This is a genomic window from Nakamurella antarctica (assembly GCF_003860405.1).
Lineage (GTDB): Bacteria > Actinomycetota > Actinomycetes > Mycobacteriales > Nakamurellaceae > Nakamurella > Nakamurella antarctica.
Genome location: NZ_CP034170.1, coordinates 1143156 through 1159348, shown reverse-complemented (window position 1 = coordinate 1159348; position 16193 = coordinate 1143156). Strand labels below are relative to the sequence as shown.

Below are 16193 nucleotides of genomic sequence, written 5' to 3'. Positions count from 1 at the left end.
CTCCTGGAATGGGGGCCTTGAGGAAGAGCGGGGCACTCGCCCCTTTCATTGTCCCCGTAGAGTTCCCTGGGCCCGACCTACTGCCCCAGGTTGGCGAACCCTCGAGCTACCCACGTTCCAGATACGAAATTTGAGACACCCATGACGGACCCTTCCAGTACCTGTAAGCAGCCGCCTCCGGCCGCCGATTCTACTATCGAGAATCATTGCACGGCAGGTGATGTCGGCGCCCGGGTGGCTCCCGAACGGATGGCGCTGGCCCTGGATGTTCTGGCCGAAATTGACGCCCTCGACGAGGAGCACCCTGACTACATCACCATCAGGCGCGCCACCGCGAAGCTCTTCAAATCGATAAAGAAACGACGGCGTCTTGAGAAACGCGATGCAATTTCCACCGCGGATAGAGCCGTCATCCAAGCAACAGCCACCGGCTCCCCCGACCGCATCGATGACGAGACCCAGGGTATCCCGCTGGTTTCTGCGGTCGCCGGGGCCAGCGCCGGCGAGTTGATCAGAGCCCGCCCCTGCTACACCTGCAAACAGCGGTATACCCAGGTCGACGCCTTCTACCATCAGCTGTGCCCAGACTGCGCGGCGAAGAACCGCAGCCGCCGCGACGCGAGTGTCGACCTCACCGGGCGGCGAGCGCTGCTCACCGGCGGTCGGGCAAAGATTGGCATGTACATCGCCCTGCGGCTCCTGCGCGATGGGGCACACACCACTATCACCACGCGTTTCCCGGCCGATGCCACCCGTCGATTCACCGCGATGCCGGACAGCGCCGACTGGCTGCATCGGCTGCGGATTGTCGGTATTGACTTGCGCGATCCGGCGCAGGTAATCGCGCTGGCAGATTCGGTGGCGGCAGCTGGGCCTTTGGACATCCTGATCAACAATGCCGCGCAGACCGTTCGCCGCTCCCCCGGCTCCTATGCTCCGTTGGTGCAGGCGGAATCGGAAGCACTGCCAAGCGGCCCGCTACCTGAGGTGATCAGCTTTGGCCACACCAACGACGCGCACCCGGTTGCGCTGAACGGCACCGTCCCCCATGACGACCTGCCATCGACCTACGCGCAGCGTGCGTTGACGTCGGGCCCGGGCACGTCGACTCCCGCTCCCGGGTCGAAACTCACTGCCGCCGACATCACTGCACTGGCCCTCACTACTGGTTCAACCACAGCCGAGCGAATCGCCGCAGACCTGGCCATCGATGCAGGCGGCTTGGTTCCGGACTTGCACACCGAGAACAGCTGGACCCAGGTGGTGCACGAGGTTGATGCGTTAGAGATGTTGGAGGTACAACTGTGCAACGCTACCGCTCCGTTCATATTGGTCAGCAGGCTGCGGCCGGCGATGGCGGGCTCGACAGCTCGGCGCAAGTACGTTGTTAACGTGTCGGCCATGGAGGGCCAATTCAGCCGCGCCTACAAGGGGCCGGGCCACCCGCACACCAACATGGCGAAGGCTTCGTTGAATATGCTCACGAGGACCAGCGCCGGCGAGATGCTTGCTACCGACGGCATTTTGATGACCGCCGTCGACACGGGCTGGATTACTGATGAGCGACCCCATTTCACTAAGATTCGGCTGGCAGACGAGGGTTTCCACGCCCCTCTAGACTTGGTCGACGGTGCCGCGCGGGTCTACGACCCCATCGTTCGCGGGGAGGCGGGGGAAGATCTGCACGGCTGCTTCCTCAAAGATTTTGAGCCTTCAGCCTGGTAGTGCCGGATCACACCCGCGGTCAAGTTCTGCAGGCTAAGTTACTTACGAGTAGCTACGTCACGCCGGTAGCCTTCGGCAATGAACACCCCCAGCGCCATCCCACCGCCGGCCCCCGCCAAGGGTGCCCGTGCGAAGCTGGTCAAGCTCGCCTGGAAGCTCAGCCGCTGGCACTTTGTAGGCGAGGTTCCCTCGGCGAAGAACGGCATCCTGCTGGGCGCCCCGCACACCTCAAACTGGGACTACGTCGTGATGCTCGCCATCACGTGGCGCCTTGGCCTGACGCCGAAGTTCTTAGGTAAGCAGGAGCTCTTCAGTGGCCCGATGGGCTTCCTCGCTCGCGCGACGGGGGGCATCCCTGTCGATCGCAAAGACCCGAGCAAGGTCGTGTCGGAGATTGTGAGCAGAGTCGAAGCTGGCGACCAGTTCTACCTCGTCGTGGCAGCTGAAGGCACGAGGGCTCGCGGTGATTACTGGAAGTCTGGCTTCTATCGCATTGCTCTGGAGACGGGGATGCCGATCACCCTAGGTTTTGTTGACCGCACCACGAAAAGCGGTGGCTTGGGCCCGAGTTTCATGCCCACGGGCAATGTGGGCGCCGATATGGACCTGATTCGGGCGTACTACGCCGACAAATTCGGCATCCACCCAAAGAATCGCACCGAACCGCGCCTGCGCGACGAGAGCGGCCGCGCCGGCGATACCCCGCCTGGCTGATCGAGTGCGCGTCTGATCAGCCGCCGCTGCAGGCGCAGAATATCCGGGCAGGCGCCGAATATCCGAGCGCTCCGGGTGTAAGGAGTTCTGCTAGGGGACCGCGGTGACTCCGTGAAGGGAGCCGCGGCAGTCGACCAACGGTGCATCAGTGGCTGCCGTTAATTCGCCCCAACTCACCCCGTCGACGATCTCAACAACGTCAAAGTGATCGCCGGCAACGTCGAGCACGGCAAGGTCGGTGATCACTCGATCCACTACGCCGCGGCCGGTCAGCGGGAGGTCGCAAACAGTCAGCAGCTTGGCAGCGCCGTCCTTGGCACGGTGTTCCATCATGACGATCACCGTGCGCGCGCCGTGCACAAGATCCATGGCGCCGCCCATCCCCTTCACCATCTTTCCCGGGATCATCCAGTTGGCTAGGTCGCCGGAACACGAGACCTGCATCCCTCCCAGGATCGCCACGTCGATGTGCCCCCCGCGGATCATGCCAAAGCTGAGAGCTGAGTCGAAAAATGATGCTCCCGCAACGGTTGTCACCGTTTCCTTGCCAGCGTTGATCAGGTCAGGGTCCACGTCGGCATCGTCTGGGTAGGGCCCGACGCCGAGGATGCCATTCTCCGATTGCATCATGATCGTCATACCCGGCGGAAGAAAACTCGGCACGAGGGTAGGCAACCCGATTCCCAGGTTGACGTACTGACCATCGACAAGTTCTGCGGCCGCGCGGGCCGCCATCTCGCTGCGGGTGCGGGGCATCACAGCGCGCCTTGGGGCGCGACAGTGCGCTTCTCGATGCTCTTATCCGCGGCCTGCGCGGCAGTCAGCGCTACCACCCGCTGCACGAATACGCCAGGCAGGTGTATCTCGTCCGGCGTCAACACACCCAATTCGACCACTTCCTCCGCCTCCACGATGGTGATGCGGCCCGCCATCGCTGCGGGCGGGTTGAAGTTCCGCGCCGATGCGTGGAACACCACGTTTCCCTGCCGGTCCGCCTTCGCTGCGCGCACCAATGCGTAGTCGGTGACGATGCCCTCTTCCAGCACCATGTGTCTGTTGCCGAAGATTCGGACTTCTTTGGCCGGTGAGGCTACGGCGACCGACCCGTCCTTTGCATATTTCCACGGCAGGCCACCCTCGGCGACCTGTGTGCCGACTCCGGTGGGTGTGAAGAAGGCGCCGATGCCGGCGCCGCCGGCACGCAACCGCTCAGCCAGCGTGCCCTGGGGGGTGAGCTCGACCTCGAGCTCACCGGAGAGAAATTGGCGAGCAAACCCTTTGTTCTCGCCGACGTAGGACGCGATGACCCGCGAGATTCGGTTGCCCTCCAGCAAGAGGCCCAGGCCAGCACCATCCACGCCGCAGTTGTTGGAGACCACGTGCAGGCGGTCTGCGCCCTGAGCCAGAAGCGCACGGATCAGCACGGTGGGGATACCGCACAAGCCGAAGCCACCCACCGCCAGGCTCGCCCCTGCAGGGATATCCGCTACTGCGTCGGCAGCGCTGGCGACAACTTTGTCCACCGTGAAGCTCCAGTCCTCGTCACCCGTCAGGGGAAGCCCGCGGTGAGCGACGCGAAGACCCCGTTAACCCCGAGCCTAAACCGAGCTACCCGCAGCGCCGTCAAGGGGGCTACGCACTCAGCGGCCGCGGCCCGCCGTTAAGGCGATCATGTATTGGCCTCCGCCTTGTTCGATCGTGAACTCGAGCGCCAATTCTGGAGCCAACCGAGAGATCCGGTCCAGCAACCACTCTGCGGCTTCCTGGGCATCTTTACGGTCCATACATCTGCCGACAACTTCACGGCCGCCCTTTCGGGACAGGCGCTCAACGGTGGTCAAGATGACTGCTTGATCGGCCACGATGAGTTCGCTCGGCCATGGAATCACCGGTTTGACGGCGCCCCGCTTGGTGTTGCATCCCAAGTGCGCCAGCCGTTCGTCACCAGCTTTGCTTTTAGAGCCCTTGGTGGCCGCGTTGATGTTGTCTATCGTCGGACCGCGAGAGTCGTTGGAGGATATCGTTTCGTCCACTGGGCGGTCGCAGATCCAACATCGCCAATTCTCCCGCTCGCCCACCTCGGTCAGCCGGCTCACGTCATACTCCTTGCTGTTGTTGGGCCCCTGAGGCAGCCTCGCTTTGTGCATCCACCCAAGCGCGACCAAGACGGAGCTGGACGCTACCAGTGACCGTGAGGCCGCCCGAAAGATCGCTGGCCCGACATGAGCGCTCGACGCGACAAGGGCACTCCAGCGGACCTAGTGGGCGAGTCGGTCGGAGGCAGCCCGATAGCTCCCAATCGCCTTGTTGTACTGCGGTGCGTTACGGGTAGCGCTGGCGTGAAAACCACCTTCAATAGCCACAATCTGCACCGGCAGGCCGAACTCGTCCGCGAACCCAGCAAGGTCGGACGTCGCCGCTGCCACATTAACCGTGGTGTCCATTTCTCGGTTTTGGGGCAAGAAATACACGATGTCGGTAGCCGGGTCCAGTGCGCCGAGCGTTTGGGCTGCGTCGAACTGCCGGATTACCGCGTATTGATCCTTGATGAGCAACGTCGAGGCACCGCGTAGATTCACTTTCTCGCGCCGAATCTCGTGGAAGATGTACCAGAATCTGTCGCCGTTGATCTGAACCGATGGTGGAAACCCGTGCAACCAGCTGTTTTTCTGCGCCAACATTTCCGTCGCGATTCGGGTCAGCCCTCCCCCGTCTGTCTGCAAACCTTCAGTGAGTCCGCGTAAAAGCTCCGCCTTCGACCTACTTTCCGACCGCAAATTCTGGTCCGACAGCGGGGTGCAATCCAGATAAATCGTGTCCAGTCGCAGCGGTGCTGGTGGCTCCTCTTTGGTTTTCAGTGCAGCCGCTGTCGTCAAGCCACCCGCGGTTGCCGAGTTGGTCACCGCCGTCCCCGAAGTGTCGGGCGATAGTCCGGTGGGATAAGTACGGTTGATATGCGCTGCCAATCGCAGGGCCACGTCGCCCCCCATCGAGGAGCCGAACAAACTAATCCGCTCGGGTCTGTACAGCTCGTACAGCGCATCAAATTTCCGCGCAAAGTCACCTTCGTAAATTCCGGACCCGTACTGCAGCGAGAAGACCCGGGTCTGCGAATCCTGCAGGGACGGCAATAACGCCCTCGCAATCGCATCAGCGTCGCGGCGGTTGAAACCAGCCACCACAATGACCATCTTGGGTAACTGGACCGCTGCGTCATAGTGCTGACCGATTTCGACGAACTTCGCGCCTTGGGTCGGCCAGATCAGAAGCTCGGATAGTCGCTGGTCAAGCTGGAGACCGCCGAGCAGGACAGCAAATGTCAGGACCACCAACTGCAGCGGGTACCACCACGATCTTCGAGCACGAGACTTCCGTTGGGCGGCTTCCGTTCTCGCACCCGCTATCGTCTTTGACGTCGCACACTCCGCCGTTGACACCTGTCGCATCGACCCCGCAGCAATCAGCGCGTTGCGATAGGCCGAAGACGTTCGCGGTGAGCGGGCATTCGGCATGCTTTTAGTCTCCCCCACAACACCGCTCCCTTCTTCCGTGGCGCTCCCGTCTTAATCCTGATGTTCTGGCAGCACCGGCAGTGTGATGCCATCCCTTCGCCCGAGCAACACCGCTCGTGTCACCGCAGCGTCGCCAAATTTTAGTCGCACTTCATCCAGCGCCTTGTCCAGAGCTTTGCCCGGCGAGGATTCGTACGGAAGCTCCAGCTGGTCCGCGGTTTCGTCATCGTCAAAGTTGTGGACTGAGATTCCGACGAGAGTCAGTCCTTGTTCCCGGATCAGGGGCATCGACTCGGCGAGGAGTTGCCGACTCGCTGCCAAGATCGGGGCGGTTTGATCGGTGGAACGCGAAAGCGTGTGAGACCGGGTGATCCGCGTAAAATCATCAAACCGCAGGCGCAGCAGGATGGTTCGTCCCCGCCGCTCGCTCGCACGCAAGCGCCGCGTGACTCGGTCCACCAGCGCCACCATCGTGGTGTCAATGTCTCCCGGCGATTTAAGCCCGCGACCCATCGCCGATTGCGCCCCCATGGACCCACGTCGCTTGCCGGTGACCACCTGCCGCGGATCCTCAAAGTGCGCCAGTGCGTAAAGGTGTCGCCCCGAGGCGTTGCCAACGATAGAGGCGAGCGTCATCTCGTCAATATCGGCTATCTGCGCGACTGTTCGCAGCCCGTGGGAATGCAACTTCTGCGCTGTAACCGTGCCGACGCCCCAGAGCTTCTCCACCGGCAATGGGTAGAGGAAATCTCTCTCTCCCGCTACCGGAACCACCAGCAGACCGTCCGGTTTGGCAACACCACTGGCGACCTTGGCCAAGAATTTGGTTCGGGCGACCCCTACTGTGATGCGCAGACCCACTTCATCGAAAACGCGCTTGCGTAGATCCGCGGCAATGGCCTCAGGTGTGCCGCGAGTCCGCCAAAGACCGCCCACCTCGAGAAAAGCCTCATCGATGGAAACCCCCTCTACCAGGGGTGAAATCTGCCGGAAAACGTCAAACACAGCCCGTGAGGCGGCGGCGTAGGCGTCCATGCGCGGCGGAACAAAAATCGCCTGCGGGCAGACCCTGCGGACGTGATAGCTGCTCATCGCCGTCCGAACCCCGAAGCGCTTCGCTTCGTAGCTCGCGGCCATCGCTACCCCCAGCCCCACTACTACCGGGCGGCCCCGCAGGGATGGATTATCGCGCTGTTCGACGGAGGCGAAGAATGCATCAAGGTCGGCATGGAGGATGCTCGCGGTGCCGGACACGAACACATGTTCGCACACTTGGCGGCTGTTGAATAGCGCTGCCGACGGTGAGAAGCGCAACCCGATGGCGCTCCGAACTGCGACTACGTGCCACGGCAACTTCTCGCGCCACGGGATAAAAGGGTCGCGGGATAAACTGCGATGCATGCCCTCACCCCGAAAGCGTCAGCCAAAAAGGTCCTCGAGTGTGGCGCTCTCACGGCGGAACAACCCGGGGGCCAGCAGAGCTCGCGCCGTGAAAGCAACGGCTGTCGGTGTCCCCGAGCCCGCACGAAAGGCCCCTCGCCGGTGGATTGTTGTCGGCTCGTTGAGCCTCGTGGTGGCGCTGCTTTTCATCGCCTCACTCATCACATTTCTGGCCTGAAGCCCCACGCCGCCGCCAAGCCCGCTTCCCCCTCGGTGTGGATAAGTCCGAAGTGGCTTTAGAGTTTTAAGCCAGTATCTGGCACATGATCACCCCCGAAGAAGCATCAGTTCGCCCACTCATCTCAGAAGCTGACACTATCGAGCGCCTCACCGATATCGTTGGCGAAGCGTGCAATCCCGGCCAGTTATGGATCCTGCCGCTGGACGAAAATCATTGCCAGCTGCCGATTATCATTCCCGTCGCCGGGATACCGCAGCGCCCTACAGCCACCATGATGCACAACCTGATGATGTCCGTGCGAGAGACGTTGCCTCCCGCCGGCGCTGCTAGCATCGTCTACGTCCTAGAGCGCATGGGCTCTCGCTCTGTCACTGCTAGCGACCGGATGTGGGCCGCGGCAATCCACAGACTCGCCTTTGTCTCAACGCTGGAAGTGCACGGGGTGTACCTCAGTCATTCGGGCGGGATCAGCGTGCTGGGATCCGCGGACCTAGCTCAGCGGCGGATCCCGGTTTCATCCGTCCGGCCGCGCGGACTACGCAGTAGGACCCGGAGCACACGTCCCATTCGGTAATGGACCAGCGGCTGCATCTGCATCACCACCACAAGCACAAGTTGCCTCCGTCCCCGACCACCGCACATCGTCCTAAACTCGTCCCATGACGCTCACTCGCTGGATCATGGTCGGTCAGCTGGGCGCCGAGTTCGACGACGGCGGACCAATGATGATCATCGAGGCCAAGTCTGTTTTCGCTCGACGCCGCATGCACCGCGCAAAGGCGCATCTCATCCTGTCCTCGCTGCGCCATCGCGCCGACGAGCTCGGCTCACGCGTCGAGTTCCACCAAGTCAACAACTACGCCGAAGTAGTTGACGGCCGAAGCAATCTCGAGGTGATCGACCCCACCTCCTACGGCGCCCGCCGTTTTGTGCGGGCGCATGGGATGGCAGTGCTGCCCTCTCGCGGGTTCGTCACCACCGAGGCGGAGTTCGCCGCATGGGCCGGCAAGCGCGGCAAACGCAGGCTCTTGTTGGAGGACTTTTACCGGGAGGTTCGAGTACGTACCGGCCTTTTAATGGAGGGCGAGAGCCCTGCCGGTGGGCAGTGGAACTACGACCACGACAATCGGGGCGCTCCGCCGAAGGGCGCCCGAACGCTCGGACTGCCTGAGCCGTGGTGGCCTGAAGAAGACGACATCGACGCCGGCGTACGGGAGGACCTCGACCGCTGGCAGGCGGAAGGTTTTCTCGATCTCGTGGGAGATGACGGGCCTCGACGTTTCGCGGTCACCGGCGCAGAGGCCGAAGCTGCGCTCACTGCATTCGTCGGCGAGCGGCTGCAGCAATTCGGCCCCTTCGAGGATGCGACCCTGGCCGGGGATTGGACGATGGCGCACTCCTTGCTGAGCGCCCCTATGAACCTGGGGGTGCTTGACCCGCGCCACGTGGTCGAAACCGTCGTCGCCGAGTACCACGCCGGCCGCGCCCCGATCGCGAGCGTCGAAGGCTTCGTTCGGCAGGTGATCGGCTGGCGCGATTACGTCTGGCACCTGTACTGGCACTTGGGTGAGGGATACCGCACCGAGAACAATTACCTGGGCGCGCACCGTGATCTGCCCCGCGAATTCATCGAACTCGACGACGCCGCGATCGAGGCCAACTGTCTGCACCACGCCATCAAGGGGGTGCGCGAGAACGGCTGGGCGCACCACATCCAGCGCTTGATGGTGATCGGGAACTGGGCCCTGCAACGCGGCTACGATCCGCGCCAACTTGAGCGATGGTTCACCGACATGTTCGTCGATGGCACGCCGTGGGTGATGCCGGTCAACGTGATCGGCATGTCACAGCACGCCGACGGCGGAATCGTGGCGACGAAGCCGTATGCCTCCGGCGGTGCATACATCAAAAAAATGTCTGACCACTGCGCTTCCTGCCGGTTCGACCCGAAAGTGCGCCTGGGCGACAAGGCCTGCCCCTACACCGCGGGGTATTGGGCGTTTCTGGACCGCACCGCGCCCTCGTTGCGCGGTAACTTCCGGATGGCGCAACCACTCGCCGGGCTCGCGCGACTTTCCGACCGGGAGCAGGTCGTCGAGCAAGAGCGATATCGCGAAGGTCTTTAGGCCTGGTTCGCCACCACCGTCGGGCCTTTACGGGTTCCTCAGGTGCGCGAGCACGATGCCGATAGGGATACTGACCGCCAACACGAGTAACAGTGTCCGATAGGTCCAATCAACCACCGTGACCTGCCGCGGGGAGTCGGGTCGGCCCCAGTCTGCGCGCAACGCAATCGCCAGTGCAATGACCAAGAGCACGGAGCCTAGGTCGACGAGCAAGGGCGCGCTCACCAGCACCCCCGTGATGACCCCGACGTTGCCGAGGTTCCATGCTCCGGCTTGCGCCCAACCCCCTCGCTGCGTGCCAGCTTCATGGCGGTATAAGCGGCGAACAGCACCCATGACGTATTGTGCGAGACCGGCGACCAGCACCAAATACGCGGCTAGCCAGCTTCCGTGCTCCAGGGCCAACGGGCTTGTCACAGCGGCAACCAACCCGCCGAGAATGATGCAACACCAACCAATTCCGGCCAACACGACAGCTGGAACCCACCGCCGGTTGGTGTTGGATTCTGCGCGTTCGGACCCGACCCTGGCTTGCAAGTCAATGGCCGCCAGATCGGCGGGCGTCACCTTTGGCGGGTCGTTCGTCATGGCGCATCAATCACGCTGAGGTGTACGACGCAGAGATCTGGCGCGGCAAATGGCTCCAGTCGCTCCACAGCGAGGGACGCACTCCACGCCTCGATCGCTCCTTGCATGATTCCCAGGTGAATGCTGCACACAACGTCAGGGCGATCCACTGCCAGCTCAAGAAAAGGGCAGTTCCTGAGGTTGATGTGTGACGGCACGCCATTCGGAGGCTGTTCGGGGGAAAATCCGAACTCATCAAGCATGTCTGTCAGCCGGATCACCGCGTCGGCAGGATCGAGAGGTGTCACTTCGAGCGGGTTCAGGCCAGCTGCGCCACCTCGCTGCTTGCTACCCCACGCCCGTCCCGCTTCCGCGCTGCGCTGAGCGGGATTGGACTGGTTTGCGAGAGTAATGGCCAAAACCCCTGCCAGCACTTGATAGTCTCGGCGGCCCCTCGGATCCATTCCGCGCACAGGGCGGAAAAGTTGAGGTGGCCGACCCGCACCACCCTGCGCCGCTCGCACTGTTTCGACCTGGCCTGCGCTCACCAAGGTGCCGAGGTGGAAACGCACGGTGTTGACGTGAATTGCCAGCTGCCCCGCGAGGTCTGTGACTGTCAAAGGATCGGCTGAGTCCCGCAATCTGTGCAGTACTTGGTCGCGGCGTCGTGCCAGGGCATTGCCCGATTCGGTCGACGTGTTCATCAAGTTCCCCAGGGAAAGTAGGAGTGAGGCAAAGGGACGAGTCTTCCTCCCGCTGCAGTGAAGGTGATTGCCGTGCCCTAGAGTTTACACAAGCGAAACTTGTAGAAACTATCGAAGGGATTTTGATGTCGTCCTCGATCACAAACGCACCTGGCTCGCTCGAACTGGACGTCCGAGGGATGAAGAAACCGGACAAGCACCCAACGATCTTTGCCGCGTACGCCGCGTTGGCGGTGGGAAAATCACTAGTTTTGGTAAACGACCACGATCCGCAGCACTTGCGCGAAGAATTCGAGGCGGACCATGCTGGCAGTTTTAACTGGGACTACGTCAACCGGGAGATACGTGACTGGCGGATCAAGATCACCAAACTAGCCAGCACGCCTCTGCCCCGAGTGTTGGTAGACACCACAACAATCACGAACGACACATCTGCGGCCGATGTCAGCGGGGCGGTGTGGAAGCTCGAGGCCAGGCAGCGAGATTTGGATTCCAACGTCATCGCGCTGCCACCTGGCGGGACCATCGATGCGCACACGGGGCCGGAACTCGACGTCATCATCCATGTTCTAGCTGGCAGCGGCCAGCTCACGACTGAGCTCGGCGCTATCGATCTCACCCCGGGTGTCCTGCTGTGGATGCCGCGCCGTTCGCGCCGTCAATTCACCGCCGGCGAGCAGGGCCTGCGGTATTTCACCGTGCACCAACGTCGCCAGTCCCTGGTGCTCGGAGCGAGCAGGGTGAGCGCGCCTGCCGCAGAGTGAGTGCACCTCGGCAGCTCAATCTTCACCGTTTACGAAAGCAGTTGCCCTGAAACGCTTTTCACGGCCACTGGGTAGCGATAATTGGCAATCCGAGTGCCCGCTCAGCCTGCTCACGGCTGACCTCTCGAGTGGTTTGGGCAAAGGTCCAATGATGACCCTCGAGGTCGATGACCCGGTACGCCCGGTCACCATAAAACTGATCTTCTGGGTGTTGGACGATGACGGCGCCCGCAGCCTTGGCGTGTTCGTAATGCTCGTCGACGCTGTGCGTGAGCTGCACATGCACACGCTGGGTATTGGCGCCGCCGACGGCGCCCGGGCTCTTAGTGAACTCAGCCCATTCGGCGCCAATCATGACGCGGCCATCGCCGTCGATGGCCATTTCGTAGTGGCACATCTCGGGTGCGTCCGGTGGCCCTTCTATCGACATGACTGTCTCGAAGCCAAAGACCCGTTCCAGCCACCGAACCGCCGTCTGGGGATCCCGGTAATGCAGGCTGGAGGTGAAGGTGGGTTTGCTCATTGTTTGCCCCCTCGAAGTGCCGGGAAAAAGTGGTACCGGCTAGGGTCTCATAGCCTGTCGGAACCAAGAATTTCCGTCACCATTGGCTCGTTGCTTGCGACCTGCTCGGACCGCTAGATGTGACGCCACCACACCTGTGGGGCCGTGGCTTTCGCTCAGCGTTGTGTGAGCAATTCAGCCAGCAGGAGCCCGACAACGTGATTCCGGCAGCAACCCTGCTACGTCATTTCCGTTGCCGAGCCCCTACTACTCGCTGGAGCAGCACGAATACAAGCAGGATCCCACCGGTAATGATGGTCGTTGCTTCGGGCGGGATGCTGCCGTCGCGGGTAATCAGCACGTTCATCAGCCCCAGTACCAAAGCTCCCACTACGGAGCCCAGCACATATCCAGCCCCTCCGGTGAGCAGGGTTCCTCCAATCACTGTGGCTGCGATTGCGTCGAGCTCCCAACCGTTGCCAGTGATGTTTTGGGCGATGCCCAGTCTCGCGGTATAGACGGCTGAGGCAAGACCAGCGAGAGCACCGCTAATGACGTAGACCCAGATTTTAGTTCTATTGACGGGCAGGCCCATGAGGACTGCAGACTGCTCGGAGCCACCGGTCGCGTAGACCGTGCGTCCGAGACGTGTCCGGTGGAGCACAAAAAATGCAACCAAGACAACGACAACTGCGATAACTACGCCGGCGGTGAGCACTAGGTCATTAACCTTTGGGCCGTCGATTATTTTGACTTGCTTGCCCAGAAACCGAAATGGCGAGTCGTCAGGAAGACGCTCAGGAACTGTGCTTAGCATCGACGCGAGTCCACGCGCTAAGAACATCATCGCGAGCGTGGCGATAAAGGGTTGCACATTGAAATATTGGATTAATATCGCGGATGTGAGACCGAATATTCCTCCAACCACGATCATAAATAGTGTGGCAATCCATGGATTGAGACCCGCGTTCATCAGCATCACACCGGAGACACTGGTGAAAGCAATCACAGCACCCACCGATAAGTCAATGCCTCCCGAGAGAATGACAAACGTCATTCCCACGGCAATTATCACGAGGTGCGCATTGTTGATAAGCAGGTTTGACAAAGTGTTGTACTGGAGAATACGACCGTAGGAAAGTTCCCCGTAAACGATCATTGCAGCGAAAATGACGAGTGCCGCGACAGTCGGCAAAGACTCGAGCCGAAGCTGGAAGCGATGAGTTTTGTGGTCACCAAGCTTCTGATCAAGGGGCGAAGTCTGAATTTCAGTGGTTTTCATATGGTCTGAGCCTCCCTTTTCGGAGTAGACGAACTCGGAAGACGACGTTTCTCGAACAGTGCACGCACGCGATCAGCCTGGAGCAGACATAGCACAACAATCACAATCGCTTTGAACGCCGGAGTAGCAGATGAGGACACGCCAAGGAAGACTACTGTTTTGTCCAAAGTGGCGATGAGAACAGCGCCCACTACAGATCCAAGAATATTAAACTTACCGCCAGCAAGAGAAGTTCCCCCGATAACAACAGCAAGGATGGCATCGAGTTCGAGCTGATATCCGGTTCTAGAAACGTCCACCGTCATGACGCTCGCAGTAGCAAATATGCCAGCAACTCCGGCGAGTAAACCACTAGTAACGTAGGCCGTGATCAGGAGACCCCGACGATTTACGCCCGCGAGCCGCGCCGCTTTGGGATCCATCCCGATTGCTTCGATCATCAGTCCCAGTGCACTCCTTCGGACAAGTAGGCCGACCGCTACTACTATCAACACGGCGAGCAAAAAGACCACTGGGACACCGACCAAATATCCGTTGGCGATCCATCGGAATGAATCATTGGACGCGGTCGTATTCTGGCCAGAGGTAATGACCTTCGCAAGACCTCGCCCCGAAAGCATAATCACGAGAGTGCTGATGAACGGCTGAAGACCGACTACGGAGACGAGCAATCCATTGACAGCGCCAAGAATGGTCGCGATAAGGAGAGCGAGACCCACTGCGCTGAATGCAGCCATGGTCGAAGTGGAGTTATCGAAATTTTTGAGAAACTCCATCGATACTGCTCCCGCTACTACCATGATTGACCCCACGGATAGATCAATTCCTCCCGTAGCAATGACGAGGCACATACCTACGGCAACCATCATCACCGGAGCGGACGCCCGCAGTATGTCGATGAGATTTCCGACAAGATTCCCCGTTACGGGGTTGATGGTGACGGTGAGATAGCTGGAATCCTTTGCCGTGTTGATCGCAAGAAGCAATACAATTGCAATGATTCCCCAGAAGTAGGGCTTGCGAATAACCTCCAGAACTGTCCGAATACCAGTACTCTTTTCCATCATGGCTGAGTGATCTCCTTAGACATCGCGCCTACTCGGTTACCCGCGAGTTCGTCGCCCGTTCCATCCGCAGCTATCGTGTCAACAATTGCCGCTGCGGTCACCCCGGGCCCATTTGTAATCTCTGCAATCTTACGGTGGTCCTTCAATACGATGATGCGATCGCTCAGGCGGACCACTTCATCGAGCTCAGAAGAGATATATACGACTGAAACCCCCTCCCCTGCAAGGGCGACAACCTGTTCCTGAATTTCTGCCTTTGCCCCCACGTCAATGCCCCTCGTCGGCTCGTCCAGTATGAGCAATTCTGGTTTGGTAGCGAGCCACCGGCCCAAGAGGACCTTTTGCTGATTTCCGCCGGACAAATTTTTGATGGGGCGCTCTGGATCTGCCGGGCGCACGTTCAACTCGACCAAATACTTAGAGACAATCTCATCCTTGTCCTTGCGCGAGAGGGGCCGGGCCCAGCCGCGCTTAGCCTGCACCGCAAGAACGAGATTCTCGCGAACACTCAGATCGCGGATGATGCCCTCGTCCCGCCGGTTCTCGCTCGAAAATGCAATCTTCTTACTAAGCGCCGCCGAGGGACTCGAAACATCTGTCTTTTTGCCGCGGAGCCAGATTTCACCGGAGTCGGGCCTGTCTGCGCCGTAGATGAGGCGGGCTAGTTCGGTGCGTCCCGAGCCCAGCAATCCCGCTAAACCGACCACTTCCCCGCGATGCAGCGAGATATCCATGGCCTCGACAGACCCCTTCCGGCCGATCCCTACCGACTTATAGAGGGGCTCGGACGTGATGACGTGGTTTTGCACAGCACGCTCGGATTCGAGTGACTGGAGGGCAGAAAGATCTTTGCCGAGCATGCGCGAGATGAGAGTGGTGCGATCAAGCTCTCGTGTGAGGTACTCACCGACAAACTGGCCGTTTCGCAGCACCGTGAGACGGTCGCTGATTGCGAACACTTGGTCCAGAAAGTGGGAGACGAAGAGAATGGCGACACCTTGATCGCGCAGCCGACGCATAACGACGAAGAGTCCCTCGACCTCGTTCGCATCAAGGCTGGACGTCGGTTCGTCGAGGATAAGGACCTTGGAGTTAGCAACCATGGCTCGACTTATGGCGACAAGTTGCTGTAGCGCTAGCGACAAACTCGAGAGCGCTTGTCGAGGATCAAGATGGCCCAGTCCGAGTTTGTCAAGCGCGTCAGTAGCCGCTCGGAATGTTGCTGACCAGTTAATACCGAAGCGGCCGTGTACCTCGTGGCCCAGCATGACGTTCTCGCCGATGGTGAGGTTTGTGCACAGATTTACTTCCTGATACACCGTCGAGATGCCTGCGGCTTGCGCGTCCGCAGTTCCACCTAGCCTGCGAGCCGCGCCGGCAATGAGAATCTGACCATCATCAACCCTGTACACGCCGGTGAGCGCTTTGATAAGCGTCGATTTACCGGCTCCGTTTTCTCCCATGAGTGTGTGGACCTCGCCGGGAAACAGCCGGAAGTCGACAGCATCAAGCGCCTTTACTCCGGGAAACGAGATTGAGATGTTGGTCATCTCGACGATCGGGACCGTCTCCGTCATTTCTCTGACCCTTCTTTGCCTTGGGCGTGGCG

17 protein-coding genes are annotated in these 16193 nt (G+C 60.5%); 6 read left to right on the top strand and 11 right to left on the bottom strand.

All coding sequences use genetic code 11. The features are described from left to right. Positions 1–249: 249 nt before the first annotated feature. Together EH165_RS05090 and EH165_RS05085 are read left to right on the top strand one after the other, a co-directional pair. On the top strand, positions 250–1725 hold the full coding sequence (locus tag EH165_RS05090) for an SDR family NAD(P)-dependent oxidoreductase (protein WP_422392132.1): 1476 nt from the start codon (positions 250–252) through the stop codon (positions 1723–1725). A 78-nt stretch (positions 1726–1803) separates the two neighbouring features. Next, the gene (locus EH165_RS05085) at positions 1804–2439 is read left to right on the top strand and encodes a 1-acyl-sn-glycerol-3-phosphate acyltransferase (protein WP_124798306.1); all 636 of its coding nucleotides are present in this window, start codon (positions 1804–1806) and stop codon (positions 2437–2439) included. Between the two features lie 90 nt (positions 2440–2529). Here EH165_RS05085 and EH165_RS05080 read toward each other — a convergent pair whose 3' ends face one another. The 5 genes from EH165_RS05080 to dinB form a co-directional block, all read right to left on the bottom strand. Next, positions 2530–3195: a 3-oxoacid CoA-transferase subunit B gene (locus tag EH165_RS05080; protein ID WP_124798305.1), complete on the bottom strand. Its 666-nt coding sequence runs from the start codon at positions 3193–3195 to the stop codon at positions 2530–2532. Further along, positions 3195–3962 carry a CoA transferase subunit A gene (locus tag EH165_RS05075; RefSeq protein ID WP_124798304.1) on the bottom strand — a complete coding sequence of 256 codons (768 nt, stop codon included), beginning with the start codon at positions 3960–3962 and terminating at the stop codon, positions 3195–3197. The genes EH165_RS05080 and EH165_RS05075 overlap by 1 nt, the downstream gene beginning before the upstream one ends. 117 nt (positions 3963–4079) lie before the next feature. Continuing rightward, a complete protein-coding gene (locus EH165_RS05070) occupies positions 4080–4535 on the bottom strand; it encodes a hypothetical protein (RefSeq protein WP_124798303.1) in 456 nt (151 codons plus the stop codon). A gap of 162 nt (positions 4536–4697) precedes the next feature. Further along, complete coding sequence (locus EH165_RS05065; RefSeq protein WP_124798302.1) at positions 4698–5951, bottom strand: alpha/beta hydrolase; 1254 nt, start codon at positions 5949–5951, stop codon at positions 4698–4700. Between the two features lie 51 nt (positions 5952–6002). Further along, positions 6003–7211: a DNA polymerase IV gene (gene dinB / locus EH165_RS05060; RefSeq protein WP_206426187.1), complete on the bottom strand. Its 1209-nt coding sequence runs from the start codon at positions 7209–7211 to the stop codon at positions 6003–6005. A 139-nt stretch (positions 7212–7350) separates the two neighbouring features. Between dinB and EH165_RS05055 the strand changes: the two genes are divergently transcribed. The 3 genes from EH165_RS05055 to EH165_RS05045 all read left to right on the top strand — a co-directional run bounded on the left by EH165_RS05055 (position 7351) and on the right by EH165_RS05045 (position 9698). Beyond that, on the top strand, positions 7351–7569 hold the full coding sequence (locus tag EH165_RS05055; RefSeq protein WP_124798301.1) for a hypothetical protein: 219 nt from the start codon (positions 7351–7353) through the stop codon (positions 7567–7569). Positions 7570–7654: 85 nt separating this feature from the next. After that, positions 7655–8146: a hypothetical protein gene (locus EH165_RS05050; protein ID WP_124798300.1), complete on the top strand. Its 492-nt coding sequence runs from the start codon at positions 7655–7657 to the stop codon at positions 8144–8146. A gap of 85 nt (positions 8147–8231) precedes the next feature. After that, positions 8232–9698: a cryptochrome/photolyase family protein gene (locus EH165_RS05045; protein ID WP_124798299.1), complete on the top strand. Its 1467-nt coding sequence runs from the start codon at positions 8232–8234 to the stop codon at positions 9696–9698. A 27-nt stretch (positions 9699–9725) separates the two neighbouring features. On the opposite strand, the gene EH165_RS05040 is transcribed toward EH165_RS05045, so the two are convergent. After that, a complete protein-coding gene (locus EH165_RS05040; protein WP_124798298.1) occupies positions 9726–10286 on the bottom strand; it encodes a hypothetical protein in 561 nt (186 codons plus the stop codon). Next, positions 10283–10969 carry a helix-turn-helix transcriptional regulator gene (locus EH165_RS05035; RefSeq protein WP_206426118.1) on the bottom strand — a complete coding sequence of 229 codons (687 nt, stop codon included), beginning with the start codon at positions 10967–10969 and terminating at the stop codon, positions 10283–10285. The genes EH165_RS05040 and EH165_RS05035 overlap by 4 nt, the downstream gene beginning before the upstream one ends. 125 nt (positions 10970–11094) lie before the next feature. On the opposite strand from EH165_RS05035, the gene EH165_RS05030 reads away from it, so the two are divergent. Continuing rightward, a complete protein-coding gene (locus EH165_RS05030) occupies positions 11095–11733 on the top strand; it encodes a DUF2249 domain-containing protein (protein WP_124798297.1) in 639 nt (212 codons plus the stop codon). Positions 11734–11791: 58 nt separating this feature from the next. Here EH165_RS05030 and EH165_RS05025 read toward each other — a convergent pair whose 3' ends face one another. The 4 genes from EH165_RS05025 to EH165_RS05010 all read right to left on the bottom strand — a co-directional run bounded on the left by EH165_RS05025 (position 11792) and on the right by EH165_RS05010 (position 16161). Beyond that, the gene (locus EH165_RS05025) at positions 11792–12256 is read right to left on the bottom strand and encodes a VOC family protein (RefSeq protein ID WP_124798296.1); all 465 of its coding nucleotides are present in this window, start codon (positions 12254–12256) and stop codon (positions 11792–11794) included. Positions 12257–12479: 223 nt separating this feature from the next. Further along, a complete protein-coding gene (locus EH165_RS05020) occupies positions 12480–13517 on the bottom strand; it encodes an ABC transporter permease (protein ID WP_124798295.1) in 1038 nt (345 codons plus the stop codon). Continuing rightward, the gene (locus tag EH165_RS05015) at positions 13514–14584 is read right to left on the bottom strand and encodes an ABC transporter permease (protein ID WP_206426117.1); all 1071 of its coding nucleotides are present in this window, start codon (positions 14582–14584) and stop codon (positions 13514–13516) included. Before EH165_RS05015 ends, EH165_RS05020 begins: the two co-directional genes overlap by 4 nt. Then, a complete protein-coding gene (locus EH165_RS05010) occupies positions 14581–16161 on the bottom strand; it encodes a sugar ABC transporter ATP-binding protein (RefSeq protein ID WP_124798294.1) in 1581 nt (526 codons plus the stop codon). The genes EH165_RS05015 and EH165_RS05010 overlap by 4 nt, the downstream gene beginning before the upstream one ends. Positions 16162–16193 lie beyond the last annotated feature (32 nt).

Bases quoted from the DNA above. Each gene is read 5' to 3' on its own strand.
- EH165_RS05090 (WP_422392132.1), top strand. From the start codon at position 250: ATGGCGCTGGCCCTGGATGTTCTGGCCGAAATTGACGCCCTCGACGAG.
- EH165_RS05085 (WP_124798306.1), top strand. From the start codon at position 1,804: ATGAACACCCCCAGCGCCATCCCACCGCCGGCCCCCGCCAAGGGTGCC.
- EH165_RS05080 (WP_124798305.1), bottom strand. From the start codon at position 3,195: ATGCCCCGCACCCGCAGCGAGATGGCGGCCCGCGCGGCCGCAGAACTT.
- EH165_RS05065 (WP_124798302.1), bottom strand. From the start codon at position 5,951: ATGCCGAATGCCCGCTCACCGCGAACGTCTTCGGCCTATCGCAACGCG.
- EH165_RS05055 (WP_124798301.1), top strand. From the start codon at position 7,351: ATGCCCTCACCCCGAAAGCGTCAGCCAAAAAGGTCCTCGAGTGTGGCG.
- EH165_RS05050 (WP_124798300.1), top strand. From the start codon at position 7,655: ATGATCACCCCCGAAGAAGCATCAGTTCGCCCACTCATCTCAGAAGCT.
- EH165_RS05045 (WP_124798299.1), top strand. From the start codon at position 8,232: ATGACGCTCACTCGCTGGATCATGGTCGGTCAGCTGGGCGCCGAGTTC.
- EH165_RS05040 (WP_124798298.1), bottom strand. From the start codon at position 10,286: ATGACGAACGACCCGCCAAAGGTGACGCCCGCCGATCTGGCGGCCATT.
- EH165_RS05035 (WP_206426118.1), bottom strand. From the start codon at position 10,969: ATGAACACGTCGACCGAATCGGGCAATGCCCTGGCACGACGCCGCGAC.
- EH165_RS05030 (WP_124798297.1), top strand. From the start codon at position 11,095: ATGTCGTCCTCGATCACAAACGCACCTGGCTCGCTCGAACTGGACGTC.
- EH165_RS05025 (WP_124798296.1), bottom strand. From the start codon at position 12,256: ATGAGCAAACCCACCTTCACCTCCAGCCTGCATTACCGGGATCCCCAG.
- EH165_RS05020 (WP_124798295.1), bottom strand. From the start codon at position 13,517: ATGAAAACCACTGAAATTCAGACTTCGCCCCTTGATCAGAAGCTTGGT.
- EH165_RS05015 (WP_206426117.1), bottom strand. From the start codon at position 14,584: ATGATGGAAAAGAGTACTGGTATTCGGACAGTTCTGGAGGTTATTCGC.
- EH165_RS05010 (WP_124798294.1), bottom strand. From the start codon at position 16,161: ATGACGGAGACGGTCCCGATCGTCGAGATGACCAACATCTCAATCTCG.